The sequence below is a fragment of the Synergistaceae bacterium genome, from assembly GCA_017443945.1.
GTDB lineage: Bacteria > Synergistota > Synergistia > Synergistales > Aminobacteriaceae > JAFUXM01.
In genome coordinates this window covers 1-18,774 of the sequence record JAFSXS010000008.1, presented here as the reverse complement: position 1 = coordinate 18,774, position 18,774 = coordinate 1, and the positions used below count along the sequence as shown (strand labels likewise).

At 40.5% G+C, this 18,774-nt stretch carries 16 protein-coding genes and 1 pseudogene; 7 read left to right on the top strand and 10 right to left on the bottom strand.

The window, feature by feature from the left end:
* Positions 1 to 11: 11 nt before the first annotated feature.
* From aepX to IJT21_00750, 5 genes and pseudogenes are all read right to left on the bottom strand, one after another.
* On the bottom strand, positions 12 to 1,316 hold the full coding sequence (gene aepX / locus IJT21_00770; protein ID MBQ7576778.1) for a phosphoenolpyruvate mutase: 1,305 nt from the start codon (positions 1,314 to 1,316) through the stop codon (positions 12 to 14).
* A pseudogene (locus IJT21_00765) lies at positions 1,314 to 2,027 on the bottom strand (phosphocholine cytidylyltransferase family protein). Before IJT21_00765 ends, aepX begins: the two are co-directional and overlap by 3 nt.
* Positions 2,028 to 2,033: 6 nt before the next feature.
* Positions 2,034 to 2,672: a SagB/ThcOx family dehydrogenase gene (locus IJT21_00760; GenBank protein ID MBQ7576777.1), complete on the bottom strand. Its 639-nt coding sequence runs from the start codon at positions 2,670 to 2,672 to the stop codon at positions 2,034 to 2,036.
* 18 nt (positions 2,673 to 2,690) lie between these two features.
* Positions 2,691 to 3,236: a flavin reductase gene (locus IJT21_00755; GenBank protein MBQ7576776.1), complete on the bottom strand. Its 546-nt coding sequence runs from the start codon at positions 3,234 to 3,236 to the stop codon at positions 2,691 to 2,693.
* Positions 3,237 to 3,332: 96 nt separating this feature from the next.
* Positions 3,333 to 3,890: a hypothetical protein gene (locus IJT21_00750; protein ID MBQ7576775.1), complete on the bottom strand. Its 558-nt coding sequence runs from the start codon at positions 3,888 to 3,890 to the stop codon at positions 3,333 to 3,335.
* 353 nt (positions 3,891 to 4,243) lie between these two features.
* Here IJT21_00750 and IJT21_00745 point away from each other — a divergent pair, with 353 nt between their 5' ends.
* Entirely contained in the window at positions 4,244 to 6,139 is a 1,896-nt protein-coding gene (locus tag IJT21_00745; protein ID MBQ7576774.1) for a hypothetical protein, read from the top strand.
* A gap of 53 nt (positions 6,140 to 6,192) precedes the next feature.
* On the opposite strand, the gene IJT21_00740 is transcribed toward IJT21_00745, so the two are convergent.
* On the bottom strand, positions 6,193 to 7,848 hold the full coding sequence (locus IJT21_00740) for a DUF4153 domain-containing protein (GenBank protein ID MBQ7576773.1): 1,656 nt from the start codon (positions 7,846 to 7,848) through the stop codon (positions 6,193 to 6,195).
* A 3-nt stretch (positions 7,849 to 7,851) separates the two neighbouring features.
* Positions 7,852 to 8,595 (bottom strand): DUF2993 domain-containing protein, encoded by a 744-nt coding sequence (locus IJT21_00735; GenBank protein MBQ7576772.1) that lies wholly within the window; start codon positions 8,593 to 8,595, stop codon positions 7,852 to 7,854.
* A gap of 286 nt (positions 8,596 to 8,881) precedes the next feature.
* Here IJT21_00735 and IJT21_00730 point away from each other — a divergent pair, with 286 nt between their 5' ends.
* The gene (locus IJT21_00730) at positions 8,882 to 10,600 is read left to right on the top strand and encodes a DNA primase (GenBank protein MBQ7576771.1); all 1,719 of its coding nucleotides are present in this window, start codon (positions 8,882 to 8,884) and stop codon (positions 10,598 to 10,600) included.
* A gap of 78 nt (positions 10,601 to 10,678) precedes the next feature.
* Entirely contained in the window at positions 10,679 to 11,518 is an 840-nt protein-coding gene (locus IJT21_00725; protein MBQ7576770.1) for a DUF4365 domain-containing protein, read from the top strand.
* A gap of 53 nt (positions 11,519 to 11,571) precedes the next feature.
* Here IJT21_00725 and IJT21_00720 read toward each other — a convergent pair whose 3' ends face one another.
* Positions 11,572 to 12,597 (bottom strand): FAD:protein FMN transferase, encoded by a 1,026-nt coding sequence (locus IJT21_00720; GenBank protein MBQ7576769.1) that lies wholly within the window; start codon positions 12,595 to 12,597, stop codon positions 11,572 to 11,574.
* 255 nt (positions 12,598 to 12,852) lie between these two features.
* Between IJT21_00720 and IJT21_00715 the strand changes: the two genes are divergently transcribed.
* Complete coding sequence (locus IJT21_00715; GenBank protein ID MBQ7576768.1) at positions 12,853 to 13,791, top strand: ROK family protein; 939 nt, start codon at positions 12,853 to 12,855, stop codon at positions 13,789 to 13,791.
* Here IJT21_00715 and IJT21_00710 read toward each other — a convergent pair.
* Positions 13,788 to 15,050 (bottom strand): glycerate kinase, encoded by a 1,263-nt coding sequence (locus tag IJT21_00710; protein ID MBQ7576767.1) that lies wholly within the window; start codon positions 15,048 to 15,050, stop codon positions 13,788 to 13,790. The two genes, IJT21_00715 and IJT21_00710, sit on opposite strands and share 4 nt — an antisense overlap.
* 171 nt (positions 15,051 to 15,221) lie before the next feature.
* Here IJT21_00710 and IJT21_00705 point away from each other — a divergent pair, with 171 nt between their 5' ends.
* Together IJT21_00705 and IJT21_00700 are read left to right on the top strand one after the other, a co-directional pair.
* A complete protein-coding gene (locus IJT21_00705) occupies positions 15,222 to 16,574 on the top strand; it encodes a hypothetical protein (protein MBQ7576766.1) in 1,353 nt (450 codons plus the stop codon).
* 4 nt (positions 16,575 to 16,578) lie between these two features.
* On the top strand, positions 16,579 to 16,998 hold the full coding sequence (locus IJT21_00700) for a hypothetical protein (GenBank protein ID MBQ7576765.1): 420 nt from the start codon (positions 16,579 to 16,581) through the stop codon (positions 16,996 to 16,998).
* 300 nt (positions 16,999 to 17,298) lie between these two features.
* Here IJT21_00700 and IJT21_00695 read toward each other — a convergent pair whose 3' ends face one another.
* The gene (locus IJT21_00695) at positions 17,299 to 17,595 is read right to left on the bottom strand and encodes a transposase family protein (GenBank protein ID MBQ7576764.1); all 297 of its coding nucleotides are present in this window, start codon (positions 17,593 to 17,595) and stop codon (positions 17,299 to 17,301) included.
* Between the two features lie 344 nt (positions 17,596 to 17,939).
* Here IJT21_00695 and IJT21_00690 point away from each other — a divergent pair, with 344 nt between their 5' ends.
* Positions 17,940 to 18,530, top strand: a complete 591-nt coding sequence (locus tag IJT21_00690; protein ID MBQ7576763.1) for a baseplate J/gp47 family protein — start codon at positions 17,940 to 17,942, stop codon at positions 18,528 to 18,530.
* Positions 18,531 to 18,774 lie beyond the last annotated feature (244 nt).

Below are 18,774 nucleotides of genomic sequence, written 5' to 3'. Positions count from 1 at the left end.
CCTCCTTTATATTATTCAGGGGCAGGGATGAGTCTAATAATGTCCCTGAACGGCATCAAAAATTTGTCGCATTCCTGCGATCTGTGAGCGCGTAAAATTGTCTCTGCTGCTTGAGTAACTGCCGGGACTGCTGCGCGCATGAGGTGATTTGCATAAATTATTATATTTGCTCCCCGTGCCTTAAATTCTTCTTCCGTTACTGTGTTATAGCTGGTAGGAACAAGCACAACGGGTGTAGATTTGTTATGCTCTCTGAAACGTTCAAGAAATGCAAAAATTTCTGCTGGGTCTTTGCTGCGTGAGTGAATCATAATTGCGTCTGCTCCGGCCTCAACGAACGAAAACGCCCGAGTCAAAGCGTCATCGAGTCCGCGTTCAAGTATAAGACTCTCGATTCTTGCACAAATCATAAATTCTTTAGTCTTCTGAGCTTTCTTGCCTGCTCGAATCTTGGCCGAAAAATTTTCGATTGTGTCTTGAGTCTGTACTACTTCATTGCCGAATAGACTATTTTTCTTGAGTCCTGTCTTGTCCTCGATTATTATCATGGAAACGCCGAGACGCTCAAGAGTCCTAACTGTATAAATAAAGTGTTCAGGTCTTCCGCCTGTGTCGCCGTCAAAAATAATGGGCTTTGTCGTAACTTCTACAATGTCTTCAATAGTTCTAAATCTGCTTGTCATGTCAACGAGTTCAATATCGGGTTTTCCTTTTGCTGTACTGTCGCATAACGAGCTGACCCACATAGCGTCAAACTGTCTTGGCTGGCCGTCCTGATAAATTACAGTGTTCTCGACTATCAAACCCGTTAAACCGTCATGAGCTTCCATAGCTGTAACAAAATTTTTTATCGCCAATTCCCTGCGCAAACGTCCGCGTCTTATATCAGGCATTGCTAAATCTGAACGCGCGCGATTTTCTATTTCTCTGAACCTGTCATCTTTCGAGTATGGGAATTCAACGAGCCGCCCTCCGTAACTTGCAAGAATGCTCACAACCTCGTCACGTATAGGTTTCTGAAAGCCTGTCTGCCAGTCATCGCCATGAACAAAAATATCAGGTTTATAACGTTCAAGATTTTCACGGTAAGAAAGAGTTTTTTGCTCGACGACTTTATAAACGCCCGAAAGATTTTCAAACATTGCGCGCCTATCCTGATAAGTAACAAGAGGGAATCTCTTAAAACTTGCTACTGCCTCATCTGATAGAATGCCGATAATCAATTTTCCCAGCCTGCGAGCCTTCTTTATTATTGCGATGTGTCCGGCATGAATAATATCTGTCGAGAAACCTATATAAACCGTTCTTGATTCTATTTGCTTGAGTCGTGAGCTTACAACCGCAAGATCTTCCGGCGTATCAATCTCCGAGCATAATAAATTTCTCAGGTCGCACGCGTAAATATTGCATTTGCCGTCTAAATCGTTTAGGGCTTTCTCTGCGTAACATTTTCTATTATTTGACTCGCAGTAAGACTCAATTTTCGCAAGCCATAAGAGCCAGTCAGATTTATTCAGCTTATATAATGGTTGAGCCGTTAAAGCCTGATTAAAAAATTCGACTCCGACGCGTAAAATTTTATTCTCAGAATCAATAACGGCCTTAAAATCTTTTTCCGGCAATGGGACGCTTGACGACACGGCCATAACCGAACGGAACTCGTTTAAAATTTTGTCTAGTGCTTCATTCTCAAAGACTAAATCACCGTGAATAAATAATAAATCGTCGTCCTTCAGAAATTCCCGCGCAAGATAAATGCTGTAAATATAATTTGTGTCTCGATAGTCGGGATTGTTCACGAATTTAATATTTACGGGTAAATCAAGAGTCCTGCAATAGTTCATCAAGACTCCTTCACAATAACCAGTAGTAATAATTATTTCGGTGATTCCTAGTTCTGAAAGCTGCTTTAATTGACGTGATAAAATTGTTTCGCCCGGTTTGATTTCCGTTAAGCATTTAGGCTGTTCACTTGTCAAAGCTCCCATACGAGAGCCAAGCCCGGAATTAAGTATTAACGCTTTCATGATTTATTACGGTCTCGGCCCTATTGATTGAATCAATAAAATATTTTGTCCGTCTTTGAGCTTGAGGAGTTCAGAGAGTTTCTTTGCGTCAAATGAGCCTCTTACAACTGCGTTCCACCCTTGAGAAGCCGCAAATAAATAAGCGTTCTGCATTGCTGCACCTGCATGAGCATATACCCAGCGTGAAATTAATTCTTTCGGGGCTTTGCTGCCTGACCATAAATTTATATCGTTGACATATGCGAGATTAACTGCTGCTTGGCCGACAAATTTTTGCATTCCTGTGTCTTGTCTGTGATCGCCTTTAGTTATTAGTTCGAGCGAATGATTTAATGCGTCATATTTATAGACTCCTTCACGGTTGAAGACGTAAACAAATGTGTCTTGAATGCCCATTGCTACGGGGTAGACTCTGTGTTTGTCGGGGCGGTTCACTCCTGCTGTAACGTATAATAAATTAGATAGATCCTGCAAAGAAATATCAACGTCTGCAAATTCTCTTGTCGAATGTCTAAGAGTAATAGCTTCCGTTAAAGTCATTCCGCCGTTTTTGACTGGGTCAGGGAGCTTGATAATTTCTCCGTCCGCAAATGCACAAGCCGCTAATAACGCAACAAATAAAGCACTGATAAAAATTTTTCGCATGATCAATAATTCCTCCTGTTATTCAATAATGTAACTTGCGACGATTTCGCCGTAATAGCTGATATGGACATCACGATTTGCGCCGACTGCTGAGCCGTCAATATTCTGCGGATAAAGTGAAGACCGTAAATTTTCATCGTTCAATAGCGGCAAGTCTTGAATCTGTCTGTATAAAATTTTGCATTCGAGAGTCAAAGGAAATTGCAATATTCCGGGAACAGAAATTTTTTCGCTGTCAGTAAGAGTCAGACCCGCAAGCGCAATTTTATCGAGATCCCTCCCCGAACGAGACCCGCAGAAACCGATAATTTTTTTGTCGAATTTATCATTATCGAGCGGCAAATTAATTGTAAATTCCGGGTTGCTGTCTAATAGACTTCTTGTGTAACGGCCTTCACGCACATATGCGGCGAAAATAGGTTTTGTCCAATTTACGCCGAGAGTCCCCCAGCCTATAGCCATAGTGTTGACTTTGTCATTTGCCTTAGAAGTCAGCAAAATCCCGTGAGATAACGCATTAATTATATGTCCTGCGTAGACACTTAAATTTATTGGCTTATGCATAATTGATTATAAATTCCCCTCTTTGATTGCTGATTTTGTGAAAGATTATAGCAAAAAAAAGCCCTCCCGCTGTAATAACGAGAGGTCATAAAATTTTTACTTGCTTAACTCGGCTTTAAGCTGTGTGATTTGACTCTCAATTGAACGTAACTCAACGCGTAAAGATTCCTTTTTTGAGTCGTCCTGTTCTGTGTTGAGATTCTGGCGGATTTTGGCGCGTTCAAGCTCTAATTTTTCGAGTTCTGACTCTTCGTCGCTGGATTCGTCGTCATTGCTTGTAGATTCTGACTCTGTAATGGGTGCTCCGGCTGGCTGTGCTGATTTTTGCGAGTCATTTGCTCGAACGGTCATATTTGACTCTGAGTCTTCTTTTTCCGGTTTGTTTTCTGCGTCAAAAGTGTAGGGGTTAAAGCTGACGGACTCAGAATCTTCTTCCGGTTCGACTGATTCAACGATTGAATTTTGCGGCTTGCCTGACTCATCATAAATTACTGCGTTTGCTTTTGTCTGCGTGATTTCTTCGTGGATGTACTCGTCCTGCTGTTCTTGTTTTGTTTGCGGGGCTTGCTGCTGTGAAGTTTTTTGCAGATTATTGCGTGATACCTGCTGAAGGTTTGTATTTCCAGCATTCTTTAATAGTGCGTTAATATTCACTTATAAGACCGCCTTTCTGACACTATATAATAATTACGATTGTGAAAATTTTATGAATTATTATTAATTAGCTGTAAAAACTTTTGCACATTCGCGCTACCCCTTGAGTCCGGGTGGGTGGGTGGGAAGAACGAACGATATTCGCGCGATAAATTAATTGCATTGAAGCCGATACACTTAATTTGCGCGACTCATGGGCGGGGAGGGGGGCAAGGGGGAACGGGCTTTTGGGGGTTCCCCCTCACACAAAATATAAATTTTTTATGCACATTAAATTTTTTGAATCCGTAAAATTATAAATGCATTCACGACTATAATATAATTATTAATTCAGACGAGGAGAAAATATTTTCATGAGAAAAATTTTTATATTGCTGACGATTTTATTTGCATTTCCCGTATACGCTGCTGAAGTCCCCCGCGCTGATTTGGACGAGGCAGAAAGATATTTTAACAACGCTTATGTGCATTTTATGAGGCGTGATTACCGAGAAGCACAAGTTTATCTTGACCACGCTATAAACGAGAATACTTACATGGTCGATTATTACATGCTTAGTGCGTTAAATCTTAACAGAATGGGTGATATTGACGGCTCAATGTCCTCGCTTAGAAGTTATATAGAGGTAAGGCCGCTCGATGAGTCTGCACCAAGAATCGGGCGAAATTTTACGGAACTTGATGGAGCTTTGCGCACTGTGCTGGGTACTGCTCCTATTCCAGTTAATTGGAAGTCTGCACAATCAACCGTCCAAACTGAATGGAATACAGGCTGGGTGCGTCCGTTCAGCATTAAGGGCATGGGAAAAATTAAATCTCTCGGTGGGACTGTGTGTATTCCTGACACTTTCGGCGATGAAATTTTTATTCATCAGGGATCACACGCAGGAGTCTTAAACGCTTTCACGGGAGAAAACGATTTTAAGCGCGTTAGAGTCCCTCAGCCGGTTACAGCTTTTCCGATGGGGGACGGGACATTTTTAATTTTTACAGCTAACGGCGATATTTATCACATTGCAAATTTGAACGAGAGCGCGGCGGCAGATTTTACGAGTCAGACAGAATCAACAGCAGTTACTGACGCTGAATTAATTTCGGCGAATCAATTTGCGCTGGCTGACCCTGTAGAACGCTGCATAACTTTTTACGAGATGCAGAGATTTGATCCGATAATGCGATGGTTTCCGCCGGAAATGTCCGGAGATTTATTATTTGAACCTGTAGCTATTGAACGTTACGCGGATTGGCTTGCAATTGCAGATAGAGCTAACTCAAGAATTTATATACTCAACATTATGAGCCGGGAATTTTTTACGATTAACAGTGTACAACTTCCGAGAGATTTAATATGGTCATCGCTGGGAGAATTATTTATACTCAATGAGAACGGAGAAATTTACGATTTTGTTATAGATTTCGGCACAAGAAGTTACGCAAACAGAAATTCAAGCGCGTTATATTCCGGACTAAATAATATTTGGTCATTCTTTCACTCGCCCTACGGAGATATTATTTGCTTGGATATTGGCGCGTCAATGTTGTATAAATCTTTAATGATTCCTTCGCGCGACGACGTACCCGGATATTTGAGCATTTATAATCCCGTCATGGCAACGAACACAGAAAACCGCGAAAGTTTTATAATTGACGCAACTTTTATGTCGCCTTTCATGAGTTACGCAAATAACACTAGAACCGTAGCACATGCCGTCTGGAATAATCGAAGTATGCGCTGTAATGTAATGTGGCAGAGACCGGGAAATTTTGACGCTTTATTTATTCACGGTGCAATACCGCGCGGGCAAATTCTTCCGATAAACCTTCGTCCGGCTCAAGTCAGAAGGGGCAGCGATATTAGTTCAGTTATTCCGTCATTCTGGCTGCTTCATAAGTCTACGCTAACAAATGTAATAGTAGACTCCTCGATTTCGTTCACAATGGACGATATGATGACGCTTTTAAAATTTTGCATGATGAACGGTTTAGAGCTTGATATTTATGCGCGAGAGATTCCTTCATTGAGTCTGACTCGTGCGAGTGCTTTTACCGGCGGAAAAACTATTTATTCACTGAGAAATGCAATAGAGCTTCCTGTGCAAAGAAGTCATATGCAAATTCAGATTCCGTTGCCTGTTGAGTTATCGTCGTCAGGTTATCCGGGGCGGTCAATGCTGGGATTATATCTCGATGCAGGAATGATTCAATCAAGGGCTTGGATGCCTTTATGGCCGGACATGTTCACGCGTTAAGAAATAATAAATCCCCCGGCTTTGAATGAGTCAGGGGAAAAATTTTTGTTACTCTATTTATTTATCTGGTACAAATTCCCGTTTAAGTCAATATCCAACAAGTTAGACTCAACTGCTTTAATGCCTGCAAGAGCTGACAAATTAAATTTTCCCGCAATTGTCCCGACACGATTTAAATCAAGATCGTAAATAATCCCGCTATTTTCCGTGAATAAAATTAAATTATTTCCGCCCTTGACTACGCTAATGAAGACAAATGCAATATCGTTTTTTCCTGCAGAACCTTCAAGCGGCCATTTTTCGACGAGTAAATTTATTTGCTGCTCCGAAAGTTTTGCGCCGTCGGGATAAACTTTTGCTCCCGAAATAATTTCACGCCTTATCGATACAGGAGGGACTCCAATTCGCACATATTTTAAATATTCGGCAGGATCTAACGACATCGCAGCATTGACACGGGATTTTATTTCGGGCGATTCGTCTTCTGATAGGCGCGATAAAACTTTATTCCCGTAACGGCCGAGATTAAAGCGTGTATAAATATAGTCAAAGTCTTCAGGTTTAATTTGTCCGGAATGCAATCTATCAGCTTGATTATATGCTGCGAGTCTGTACGGGTCTAATAACGGCGAGTTCATTAAAATTATTATCAGCGTCATTATAATTACAGATACGATATTTACTCGTCCGATTGAGTCCGGCCATTTGCGAAATAATACCGCACCAGCATAGCCAAGCCCTACTATGCCCGTAATAAGCGCGAGAAAAAATGCTTGTATTCTGTCCGTTGATAGTCCGTATTGAGCGACTCTGAGTCCAACCGAATATAAGCAAAGAATCATATAAATCGGCAGGCACAATAACGAAATTTGCGCAAGAATGTCAATAGATTTTGTTCTGAATGCGGATCTAGTCCCGTCGAGCCAGCATGCATTTGCAAGAATTATCGTCCCGAACTGCAATAATAACATCAACGTACTTGCTTGGCCGGTGCTCCATAAAGTTTTTAGGCCGTAATATGGCAGACACAAAAGAAAAGCTCCCGACAAAATCGAGAAAAACGGAAGCAGCCACGCAAGAACAGATAATATCCACCGTCCAAGAGAGTCAATTCCCGGATGCTTTATCGCTACTGATATGGAAATCGCAATAATCACGCACGATAATAATACAACTGTAGCAGGATTGAATATCAACGACGGCACTACATCAAGCCCGACAATGTCAAATAATAATCCCGCAGTTACAAGCAATCCCCAGAAGACCGCAATTACAATCGCCGCCTGAAATAACAAAAATAAATTTCTGCAAAGTTGAAAGAATATCTCAGAATATGAAATTTTCCAGCTCCATGAAGCTATCCTGCATTGAAAAAATGGAATCAGCAAGAAGACAGCCATACTCACGCGAATTAAATCACTTATCTGCGACGGCAAATAATAAAATCCTACCCCCGGCGAATAAATTGACCAGAGTCTATAAAGCCATAACACAATTAATGCAAGAGTCAGCCACCCTAGGAGCTCAAATAAACGCCTTCCCCAATGTTCTTGTGAGAGCCAGAACACAAACGGTACTAGAAATATAACAGTCAGCGGCATACACTTTAACGGCCCTGAAGGAACAAATACATAAATTCCAAGCAGTAAGCCTTGAAGTAACGCAGAAAATATTACCCAGAAATAACGTTTCTTGTCTAAACTTGTCATGATTTAGCGTTTGTAGGTGTATTTAATTCCGCCCTCTAAAGGTTTCGGAAGAGTCCTCGTTGAAAGTACCGCGCTCCCCTTGCGTAATTCGACTTTGTGAAGAGTTAGAGGCAGCGGAAATTTATTCAGATTCACTAACGGCTGAATGCGTGATAATGCCTTTTTCGTTATATAATCAGGCAGATCTAATTTATTTACTTTCACTAATGGATTATTGAGCCATAACTCTTTACCCTTTACAATTTTTAGGCCGCTGTTGATGTTGATTAATATATCAAGATTCATGAAAGCTGCTTTTGCCGCATAATAGCCTGCCCCGCTCAAACCTGAAGGATTTATTTTCAGTGATACGTCGTGCCAGTGGTCGTCCTTGCCAAAAGTTTTATTCTCGATTGACCTGTTTATATCGCTCTCTAAAATTGTCCCGATCGCTAAAACTTGAATCGCGCTTTTACACACGACATCGCCTTTTTTCCAGTTTGACGGAGCATTAAATTGTACGCCCTTCATTCTGAATGTGAGATTTGCAAGACGTAATTTATCGATATTGACTCCTTTGAGATCCATATATAAATCACTAAATGCACCGCTTGAGTCGGGTTTGTCGGAAATAACTAATAATGCCTGCTCAGGTTTAAATTTCTTGACGTAAAAATTTAGCAGGTCTTGAACTTCATCAGCATATGAGTCAGACACAAATAATAATAAAATCAGCGCAATCATGAAAAATTTAATTTTGTGCTTCATAATTTATTACAATCTCCCGTAAAAAATTTTTTATCATGTAATATTATATAGGCGATTAGGCAATTTTGAAGGCGTGAAAGTGTGAAATTTTTTTATGAGTAATAACTTAATATTTCGCGATAAACTTTTGCGTGTTCGCGCTGCTCATTCAATCCGGGCGGGCGGGTGGGCGGAACGAACGTATTCGCGCGATAAATTAACTGCATATTTGCGGGATTCATTTCAATTTACTTGACTATTATAATATACGTTAAAATATTTGCGAGTAAGAGAGTGAAAAATTTTTGTGAATAACAGCGATTTATACAACCAAATTAGAGACTCTATTGACATCGTTGACTTAATTGGCGAAAGAGTCAATTTACGTAAAAGCGGTCGTGGCTTTATGGGCTTGTGTCCATTTCACGGCGAAAAAACTCCGTCATTTCACGTTTGGCCGGACACTCAAAGCTATTATTGTTTCGGATGTCATGAGGGCGGAAATATTTTCACGTTCATAATGAAGACTGAAGGCTTGAACTATAATGAGGCCTTAGAATTTCTCGCAGCTAGAGCAGGCATAAAATTAGACTCCTACAAGGCAGCAAAGACTCGCGATTTATACGACGTTATGCAGTTAGCAGCAAAATTTTTCGCAAATAATCTCGTAAATAATCAAGGCACTACAGCAAGAGCCTACATGAAACGCAGAAATTTAACAGAGAACGACATAAATATTTTTTCTCTGGGTTATAGCTTAAATTCTTGGGACTCGCTCGTTAATTATCTCAAGAAATCAGGTATCAGCGAAAAAATGATGATTGACTCCGGGCTGGCACTCCCAAACAAAAACGGAATCTATGACAGGTTCAGAGGCAGATTAATTTTTCCCGTCAAAGATATTTCAGGCCGTATTATAGCTTTCGGGGGCAGAATTATTGACGGCGAAGGAGTGAAATATATTAACTCGCCGGAAAACGAAATCTACAGCAAACGAAAAAATTTATACCTCCTAGACACCGCAAGAAAATCAATCCGCGAAAAAGGGCGTGCAATCTTAGTTGAAGGCTACATGGACGCAGTAAGACTTCATAAATGCGGCTTTCATGAGTCTGTTGCTTCACTCGGAACTTCACTAACAAGCGAGCAGGCAGAATTAATCAAGCGTTTTGCTGACAGGTGCTATATCTGCTACGACAGCGACAAGGCCGGAGAAAATGCAGCGTTACGAGGCATGTACATTTTGCAGGAAAACGGACTCGACGTGAGAATTATAAATTTACCGGAGTCAAGCAAAGATCCGGACGAGTTTTTATCAGCAAATCCCCCCGAAAATTTCGAGCAGGCAATTAACGACGCAAAGCCCTTAATTATTCAGCACATAGACTCGCTTAGACCCGCATTAAATAATTCAGCGACTCGCAAATCTGCCATGAAAGAATTATTTGACGGACTCTCAAGACTAGAACTCGACGAAATTATGCAGTATCGAGGCCCTATCAGTGAAGTTACATTTATTCCGCCGGGGGAACTTGAGAAAAAATTACGTGCTTCAAGACTTCCGGAACAGCGCGAAAAAATTTCCACTCCTAAGCAAATAATAAACACGCAGATTTATAACAATGATGAACTGTTAGAGGCCGGTTTATGTGCGCTATTAATGCGAAATTCAGAATGCAGAGTCAATATTAAGCCCGAAACAATATTTAAAATTTTTCGCAGCGAGTCAGCTCAGGAAATCGCACTATCAATATTAAGTAACAGCCCCGAAGAACTTGAAGCATTATGGCTCTCACTGGGTGAATTTGAGAAGACAAATTTTATTGCACGCGGCGAAGAGTTTTGCAGGCAGATTAACGGCGAAATTTCAGAAAAATGGAATAAAATTTATAATGAACTCAACCGCAAAAGAGTCGCACTCAGATTAAACGAGATAAAATTAAAATTGTCGCGGGGTCAGGCAGCAAGCGAAGATTTACAGGAATTAAGCGAACTTCAGAAAATGCGCGATAAATATATATTATAATTGCATACAAAGGGGTGTTGAAAGCTGAACGAGATTAAAAGATTAGGACTATATACGGCAGACAGATTAACGGCTTCAATGAAAAATTTAATTTTCAGGACTCAGCGTGAAGGCTCAACGGGTTTAAATGCTCATCTCGAAATAACAGGCGAGAATCCCAGAGTCGTGGGTCTGCGAGTCTGTACATCAGAAGAGGCCGACAAATCAGCAAGAGGTTACATAATTCGAGGCGATACAGAAATTGCTGCTTATTGGCTGCAACATTCTTTGCCGGTCGTAATAATGGTCTATGAACACGAACGAAATAAAATTTTTTGGGAGTCAGTCAGCACAGAAAATTTAGAAATTGCCGGCCGTAAATGGGAAATAATTATCCCCTACGAGAACGAATACAACGACGAGGCAGCACGACGAATCGCAAATTTAACTTGCACGAGTCCATATTTAGCGCGTCTTGCACTCGATAAGGCTTTAATTGAATTAATCAGCACAGGACGTGAAATTTTCTTAGAGCTTGACGAATGGATTAATCAGCCGTCATCACGCGGAAATTTACGAATCTGCATACCGGGTCCCGACGGAGGAGTCTATCAATGGCCGTTTGAAACGAGTCCGGATGTCCCGCAAGTTTTGAGTCTGCCGGGGTTATTTCCGTGGGCGTCTATGTCGATTGATGAAGAGTTTTACAGCGCGAAAAATTTTCATGATTTCGACACAAACACTTTAGCACCATATGTGATTGAGTCGGGAGAGATTGCGAGATTCAGATTTAAGCTCGAATTAAATTCACTGGGAAAATCTTTCTTAGCAGCAGAGCCATATATTTGCAGGGGAATATTTCCGAGTTCGAATCAAAATATTTCGTACGGGAATGAATATGAGTCGGGCTTAAAATTTCAGCTGTATAAAAGAGTTTAACGCCGTCGCCGCCTCGCTCCCACCCACCCACCCCGCTCGGCGGCGGAAAAACATCAGAACATTTTCACCGGATATTTTGTGCGCTTGATGGAGTCTTTGAGATTGCTGCTTGCTAAAATTTCGGGTGCACCGTTAGAATTTTGGCGAATTAATATTATCCCCGGCATTGACGAAATTTTTTGCGATAATTTTATTGCGCGTTCACTACCTGCTATCATGAAGGCCGTTGCTAATCCGTCAGCAAGACTCCCATCCGGCGAAATAATCGTAACTGATAATAAATCGCTCTGAATTGACTCTCCCGTCTTAGGGTCAAAGAAGTGCGAGAATCTTTTGCCGTCAACAATTTTGTAACGCTCATAATTTCCGGACGTTATAACAGAAGTATCACTCACTGCAAGAACAACAGCAGGACTCCCGGAAGGTTCGAGAGGGTCTCTAATTCCGATATTCCATGACTCGTTATTTTCTTTGAGTCCTATCGCGTAAATATTTCCGCCTAAATCTATAATTCCTGACTCAACACCTCGACTCTTGAGGAAATCAGCAATTTTTTTACTCGCATAACCCTTCGCAATTCCTCCTAAATCAATAACGCAGCCATTTTCACGCAAATAAATATAATCTTCGCCGATCTCTAAATTATTTATCGCACTCAACTTTATAGCAGCGTCAAGACTTTCTTGTGAGGGCAAAATTTTATCAGCCTCGTTAATCTTCCATAAGCGCGTTACAGCTCCTATTAACGGGTTAAATATTCCGTCTGTCAGGTCATAAACTCTGCGGGAATCTTTCACGGCCTCGATTACTTCAGGGGACGCAGAAAATTTTTCACTGCCCGCAAATGAATTTATACGCGAAATTTCTGACTCTTTGTTGTACATTGATAGTGCTTTATCGAGTCTAGCCAGCAAATTATAAGCGTCATTTAATGCGTTATCATCACGAGAACGAATCATAATGCGTATAATAGTATTCATTGCAAAACCGTTTTTCTCGTGTTCAGGAATTGGCGCAAGATACCACGAAAGCAGCCCGGCCAAAATTAAGAGTGAAGCTATAAAAATTTTTCGCCGCATAAAAAATTTCTCCCATTCTGTAAATTTGCAAGATAAAATTATTATACAGTGATATAATTTTCCTGTGTAAATCATTCATTCAGGAAAAATATTTTACAACTACATTTGCAACTACAAAAAGTTAATCTCACAATAGAAATCGCAATTATTCACAAAGAAAAAAATTTTTTTATGGACGAAATTTTTTCACAAGTATTCACGCGAAACAGTTATAATTATTTCACGTAAAATTTTTTCGCAAAGGAGTCTTTAACAATGGCGTATTATATCGGAGTCGATGTCGGCGGCACAAACATTAAAGCAGGAATAATTAACGACGACGGCAAAATCATAAAAGAGTCTTCAATCCCAACCGGAGCAGATAGACCGCAGGATACAGTTTTACAGGATATTATAAATACTGTGAAAAAATTAATCGATGACTCACAGCTCAAGCCCTCGCAAATAAAATCTGCTGGAATCGGTACGCCCGGAATGATTGATTATTCAACAGGAAGCGTCATTTACAATAATAATTTAGGCTGGAAAGATTTTCACTTAGCACAAAAAATGAGTAAGGCGCTGGGGATTCCTGTAACTCTTGAGAACGACGCAGACGCAGCAGCACTCGGTGAAGTCGTCGCAGGAAGCGCAAAAGGTGCAAAAAAAGTGATAATTATAACTCTCGGAACAGGAGTCGGAGTCGGAATCGTAATCAACGATAAAATTTTTCGCGGCTCTGAATTTGGCCATATGGTAATTCACAAAAACGGCAGACCCTGCAAATGTGGTCGTAAAGGCTGCTGGGAGTCATATTCATCTGCAACGGGTTTAATTATCTCAACGACTGAAGCAATAAAACATAATCCCGAAAGTATTTTAGCTCACACTGCCGGACTTGAAGGCACAATCAGCGGACGAACTGTATTCGATGCAGCAGAAAAAAATTGTGAGATCGCAAAAAAAGTTATTGACGAATATATTTCATATCTTGCATGCGGACTTGCGAATTTAATCAACGGAATGAATCCCGAAATAATCAGCTTAAGCGGAGGAATAGCAAATCAGGGCGAAAAATTGTTAGTACCCCTCCGCGAAAAAGTTATGTCGGAAATCTACGAGGGATTAAAGCCTACTGCCGCAAAAATCGTAACTTGCACACTTGGTTATAGAGCCGGTTTAATCGGTGCAGCAATGGCAAGCAGAAATTCTTAATCGCTCACTAACAAAATAGCTGCGTCATTTACATTAGTTCCTGTCGGGCCGGTCATTAATAGTGCGTCGGCGGCTTTGAGTGCGTTATAAGCGTCGTTATTTTTCAGGGTCTCGCTGATAGAAATTTTTGCGGCTTTGAGCTTTGACTCTGTTTGACCGTCGACGATTCCCCCGGCTGCGTCTGTTGGGCCGTCTGTGCCGTCTGAACCTAACGAAGCAATTACTACGTTGTCGAGTCCTGATATGCCCTGAGCTGCTGATAACGCAAATTCTTGATTACGTCCTCCCATGCCTTTGCCGGTCAAATGAACAACTGTTTCACCGCCTGCAATTATCGCGCAAGGAGCTTTTACGGGACGGCCTGACGTTTTTATTTCCCGTGCGATTGCTGCCATTAATGAACCTGCCTCGCGCGCTTCACATGTCATAGTAGTAGTAAGTACTAAAGGCGTATAACCTTTTGACTTTGCGATATTGCTTGCTGCCTCACATAAAGCTGTAACACTTCCGGTTATTATTGCTGTAACATTTTCTAATTTTTTGGGGGTCTCGTGCGACAAAATTTTTATTAATTCGGGCTTGAGGTGCAAATCATATTTTTTCACGATTGCAAGTGCTTCATCACTCGTAGACTCATCCGGCCAAGCAGGACCCGACGCAATACTATCGAGTCTATCGCCTAACACATCAGACAAGACGACCATAAAAATTTTAGCTGGCTCGCACAATTTCGCAAATCTTCCGCCTTTGACGCTTGATAAATGTTTTCGTATGGTGTTCATCTCGACAATATCAGCCCCGCAAGCGAGTAATTGACTCGTTACGTCCTTCATGTCGGAAAGTGTCACGCCCTCTGCAGGAAGTTCAAAGAGTGCCGAACCCCCGCCGCTGACAAGAAATAAAACTGTATCATCAGGGGTCAAATTTTTCACGTGTTCGAGTAATGCCCTTGTGCCTGATAAAGTGTTCTCGTCTAAAACGGGGTGTCCTGCTTCGAAAATTTCGAGTCCTGGAATATCGCCCATTGAGTGATCGTATTTAGTTATTACTGCACCGGAAATTTTTGCGCCCAAAATATCACTTGCAGCCTTTGCCATTCTCCACGCTGCTTTGCCGATTGACGCGACTATTAAGCGGCCTTTGTTGAGTCTTGCTTGAAAGTCTTTGCGTTGTAGTGCTTCTTTGACGGCTGACTCAGGTAAGACGGCTTTTATTGCATTATTAATTATTTCGTGCATGTCCTGATTAAGATTCCGCATGATGATAAAATATTCCTTCTTTCGCTCGTGAGATTATGATTAAATTCTAGCACGTGTGATACAATGCAGAAAAAATTTTCATTCTAATAGCTAAAATAATTATATTATTTCTTGTAATCCTTTGATAATATTCACTAAATTTTATCTTATACAAATAAGGAGATGTTCATTATGCAAAAATTTATGAAACATAGCGTTATTTACTTTTCGGCAGTAATAATTTTTTCTTGTCTCTCGCTCTTCCCTGCATTTGGAATTGAAAATATCAGCTCACTCGACGAATTTAAGGCAAATATCGGAAAGTCTGATGTTTTATTCCTGGATTTACGGTCTGAAGCAGCTTATCAGGGCTGGAAAATTGACGGAGCAGTCAGAGGCGGACACGTTAAAGGCGCGTCAGATTTTCCAATATCGTGGCTGAAACTTGCTGATGATTCAAGACTCGCAGAAATAGTCGCTAGAAAAGGTGATTTAAAGGGTAAAACTATAATTCTTTATGGGAGTCCTAATGATGAAGAAATCGCACGGCTTGAGAAGGCTCTTACGAATGCAGGCGCAAAAAAAGTTTTGTTATTCTCTGTTCCTGCTGAAGTGTGGACGGCTGATGAGTTAATTCCGATGGAGAGCTACCCCCGCTATGAATTATATGTATATCCGGAGTGGCTTAATTCGTTAATGTCGGGCGGAAAAGTTGATAATTACGATGGAAGACCGTTTAAAGTTTTTGAGGCAAGCTGGGGAGAAGAGAAAACCTCTTACGCAAACGGCCATATTCCAGGAACTATTCACATTAACACCGATGAATTTGAGGAGGGGCCTATTTGGAATCGTCTTTCAGATTCACAGTTGAAAAAAGTTCTTGAAGCTAACGGAATCACAAAAGATACACTTGTAGTACTTTACAGCACGACTCAAAATATGGCAGCTGCTCGAATTGCATGGATAATGATGTATTGCGGAGTTCAGGATGTCAGACTTCTTGATGGAGGCTTTAACGCGTGGAAAAGGGCAGGTCTTCCCGTTACAACAGAGTCAACCCCGAAAGAACCTGTAAAAGATTTCGGAGCAGAAGTCCCGCTTAATCGTGAATTGATTCTTGACTTGCCGGAAGCTAAAAAACTTTTAGAGAATCCCAACGGCAGACTCGTAAGTATTAGGACATGGGAAGAACAGATCGGCGAGGTTTCCGGTTATGCAGGCTGGGACTTGAAGGGCAGAATTTCCGGAGACGTATGGGGACATTGCGGACACGAAGGCTCAGCGGGCGTATCAGATTTTGAGAATATCGACGGAACAATGAGAAACGGCGATGAAATCACAGCACTTTGGAACGAATGGGGCATTAGGCGCGGAAATGAAATCGCAACATATTGCGGTACAGGCTGGAGAGCTGCGGAAATATCATTTGATTTCTATGTGCTTGGCTGGCCGACTATATGGATTTATGACGGAGGCTGGTACGAATGGTCGAGCGATCCTGCAAATCCGTTTTTAACCGGCGATCAGAAACCGAGATTTAAATAACGTCATGGGATTAATTTTTTCTGTGCTTTCACTTCTTTGTGCTGTAATAGGGATGCCTGTTTTATGCGCTCTTGAATACTATTCAGGCATGAAAATGGGGATGTATAGATATTTTGTCCTGAAAAATTCATGGTGGCTGAAAAATGTATTTACACCTGAGATGCTGCCGTTATTCTTGATAATATCGAGTCTTGTTATAGCAGCAGGAATTTATTTAAATATCAAGCGTTCAAAAATTTTTTATGTGCTTTACGGAATTATAATTTTCTGCATAAATTTTTATGTGTGCTGGCCTGAAAATTTTATGACACTTAAGACAGCTCCATTTTTCGCTCTTACTTGTTTGGCAGTAACGGCATTTTATTTTTTGGGAAGTCTTATTTATCACACTAAGCAAAAAAATAACAGCTCTCCTGAGTCATAACAGGGGAGTTTTTCCCTAATATGTGATTGTGTAGAGAAGTAAAAATGTTTCTGCTGGAGGGCTTGACAAATGATTTGAACACTTTCGGAAAGTAAATTTTATGCATGACATATATAACCCACATATCAAAGAGAATGTAATTATAAAATTTTGAGTTGAGCTTCTATATTTTGATGATAATATCCTAAAGCGTTTAAGAATGCCATTTACTCGCTCTATGACAAATCTTAAGCGATTATATGCTTTCTGATTATCAGTGAGTAGAACTTTTTTTCTGCGTTTTATTGGATGAAGACTATTTTATGAATCTTTCTGATACCCTGATAACCTTATATCTGCTATTACACATGTATGTTCTGATAATGGTAGTTCGCTCTGCTTAAATTCTTTACATGAGCACAAAGTTTTTTCTACAAGTTTTATTATGTCATATGTTGTACTTACGGATATTTCATATTCGTTTGCAATATCTTCCATAGTACGGTAATTGCGATAATAAGTTAAGAATATGCATAAATTATTCAATGTATTAATCTTAGGCTGACGTCTTCCATTTTTATGGTTTTCTATAAATTGTTGATTTAATTTATCAAGCATAATAAAAAAGTATTACGTTCGACACCGAAAAGTCTCTGAAATTTTTTGTCCGATATTTGTTCTATTCTCTTCACATAATATATTATACATAATTCCGAAGAAGTTTATTTCAACGAGTCATAAGGGCTTCAGGGACATTTATATTGATTCATTTAGGGGACTACAGTAATATTTATTATATTAGGTCATGCTTTAGGATGGTTCAACGAAATAAAATTTACACACATAATAAGCAGCTTGGTATATAATTCATGATAGTCGGTTATGTATGATAGATTACGTGGCAAAACAAAATTTGTTAGCTTATGCAGACGGCGATTATCTCGATCGATCATATAGGAGCGTTGATCGGAGTTACACGGCTTGAAGCATCAAAGGCTATGACCGCGCTAAAATTCACGTTGTCAGATATTCAAGACGAGGCCGTAATAATTCCTGAAGGCACAAGGGTATCACCTGAATACAGCGGAAATATTTTATTTGCGACAACTGAAACGGTAGAAATTCCAGCAGGCGAACAGAAAATTACAGTTACAGCAGAATGCACAGAGTCAGGCACTCAAGGAAATTATTTTCTTGCAGGACAGATTCGCAGGCTCGTTGATGTGTTCCCGTATGAAATGAAAGTAGAAAATATTGATGAATCTTACGGCGGAAGCGACACAGAGTCAGACGAAAATTTTAGAGAACGTATACAAATTGCGCCCGAAAGTTTTTCTGTTGCAGGCCCGACGGGTGCATATGAATTTTACGCGAGGTCAGCTCATCAAAATATTATTGACGTTGCTGTTATCGGCCCTCCGGAAACACAGCCCGGACACGTGAATATTTACCCGTTAATGGCTGGCGGTGATTTGCCGACGCAAGAAATTCTTGACGCTGTATTTGATGTCTGCAATGACGAAGACAAACGCCCGGTGGATAATAGTCAATAAAGTGGACATAAAAAACTAAAATTAGTTAATTTTTTGTCCAAAATTCTGCTTCTTTCTCATGAGGAAAAAGTCCATTATTAGCACTATGAGGACGTTTATCATATGGACAAGCAGTATTTGAAAGTGATTGCGAAAAATTTATGCTATCGAGTCATTGTCGGAATTCATCAGAAGTACATTGTGTTCCACGATCAGAATGAAATAATACTCCTTCAGAATGTCCCCGTAAATTCCATGCTTTAAG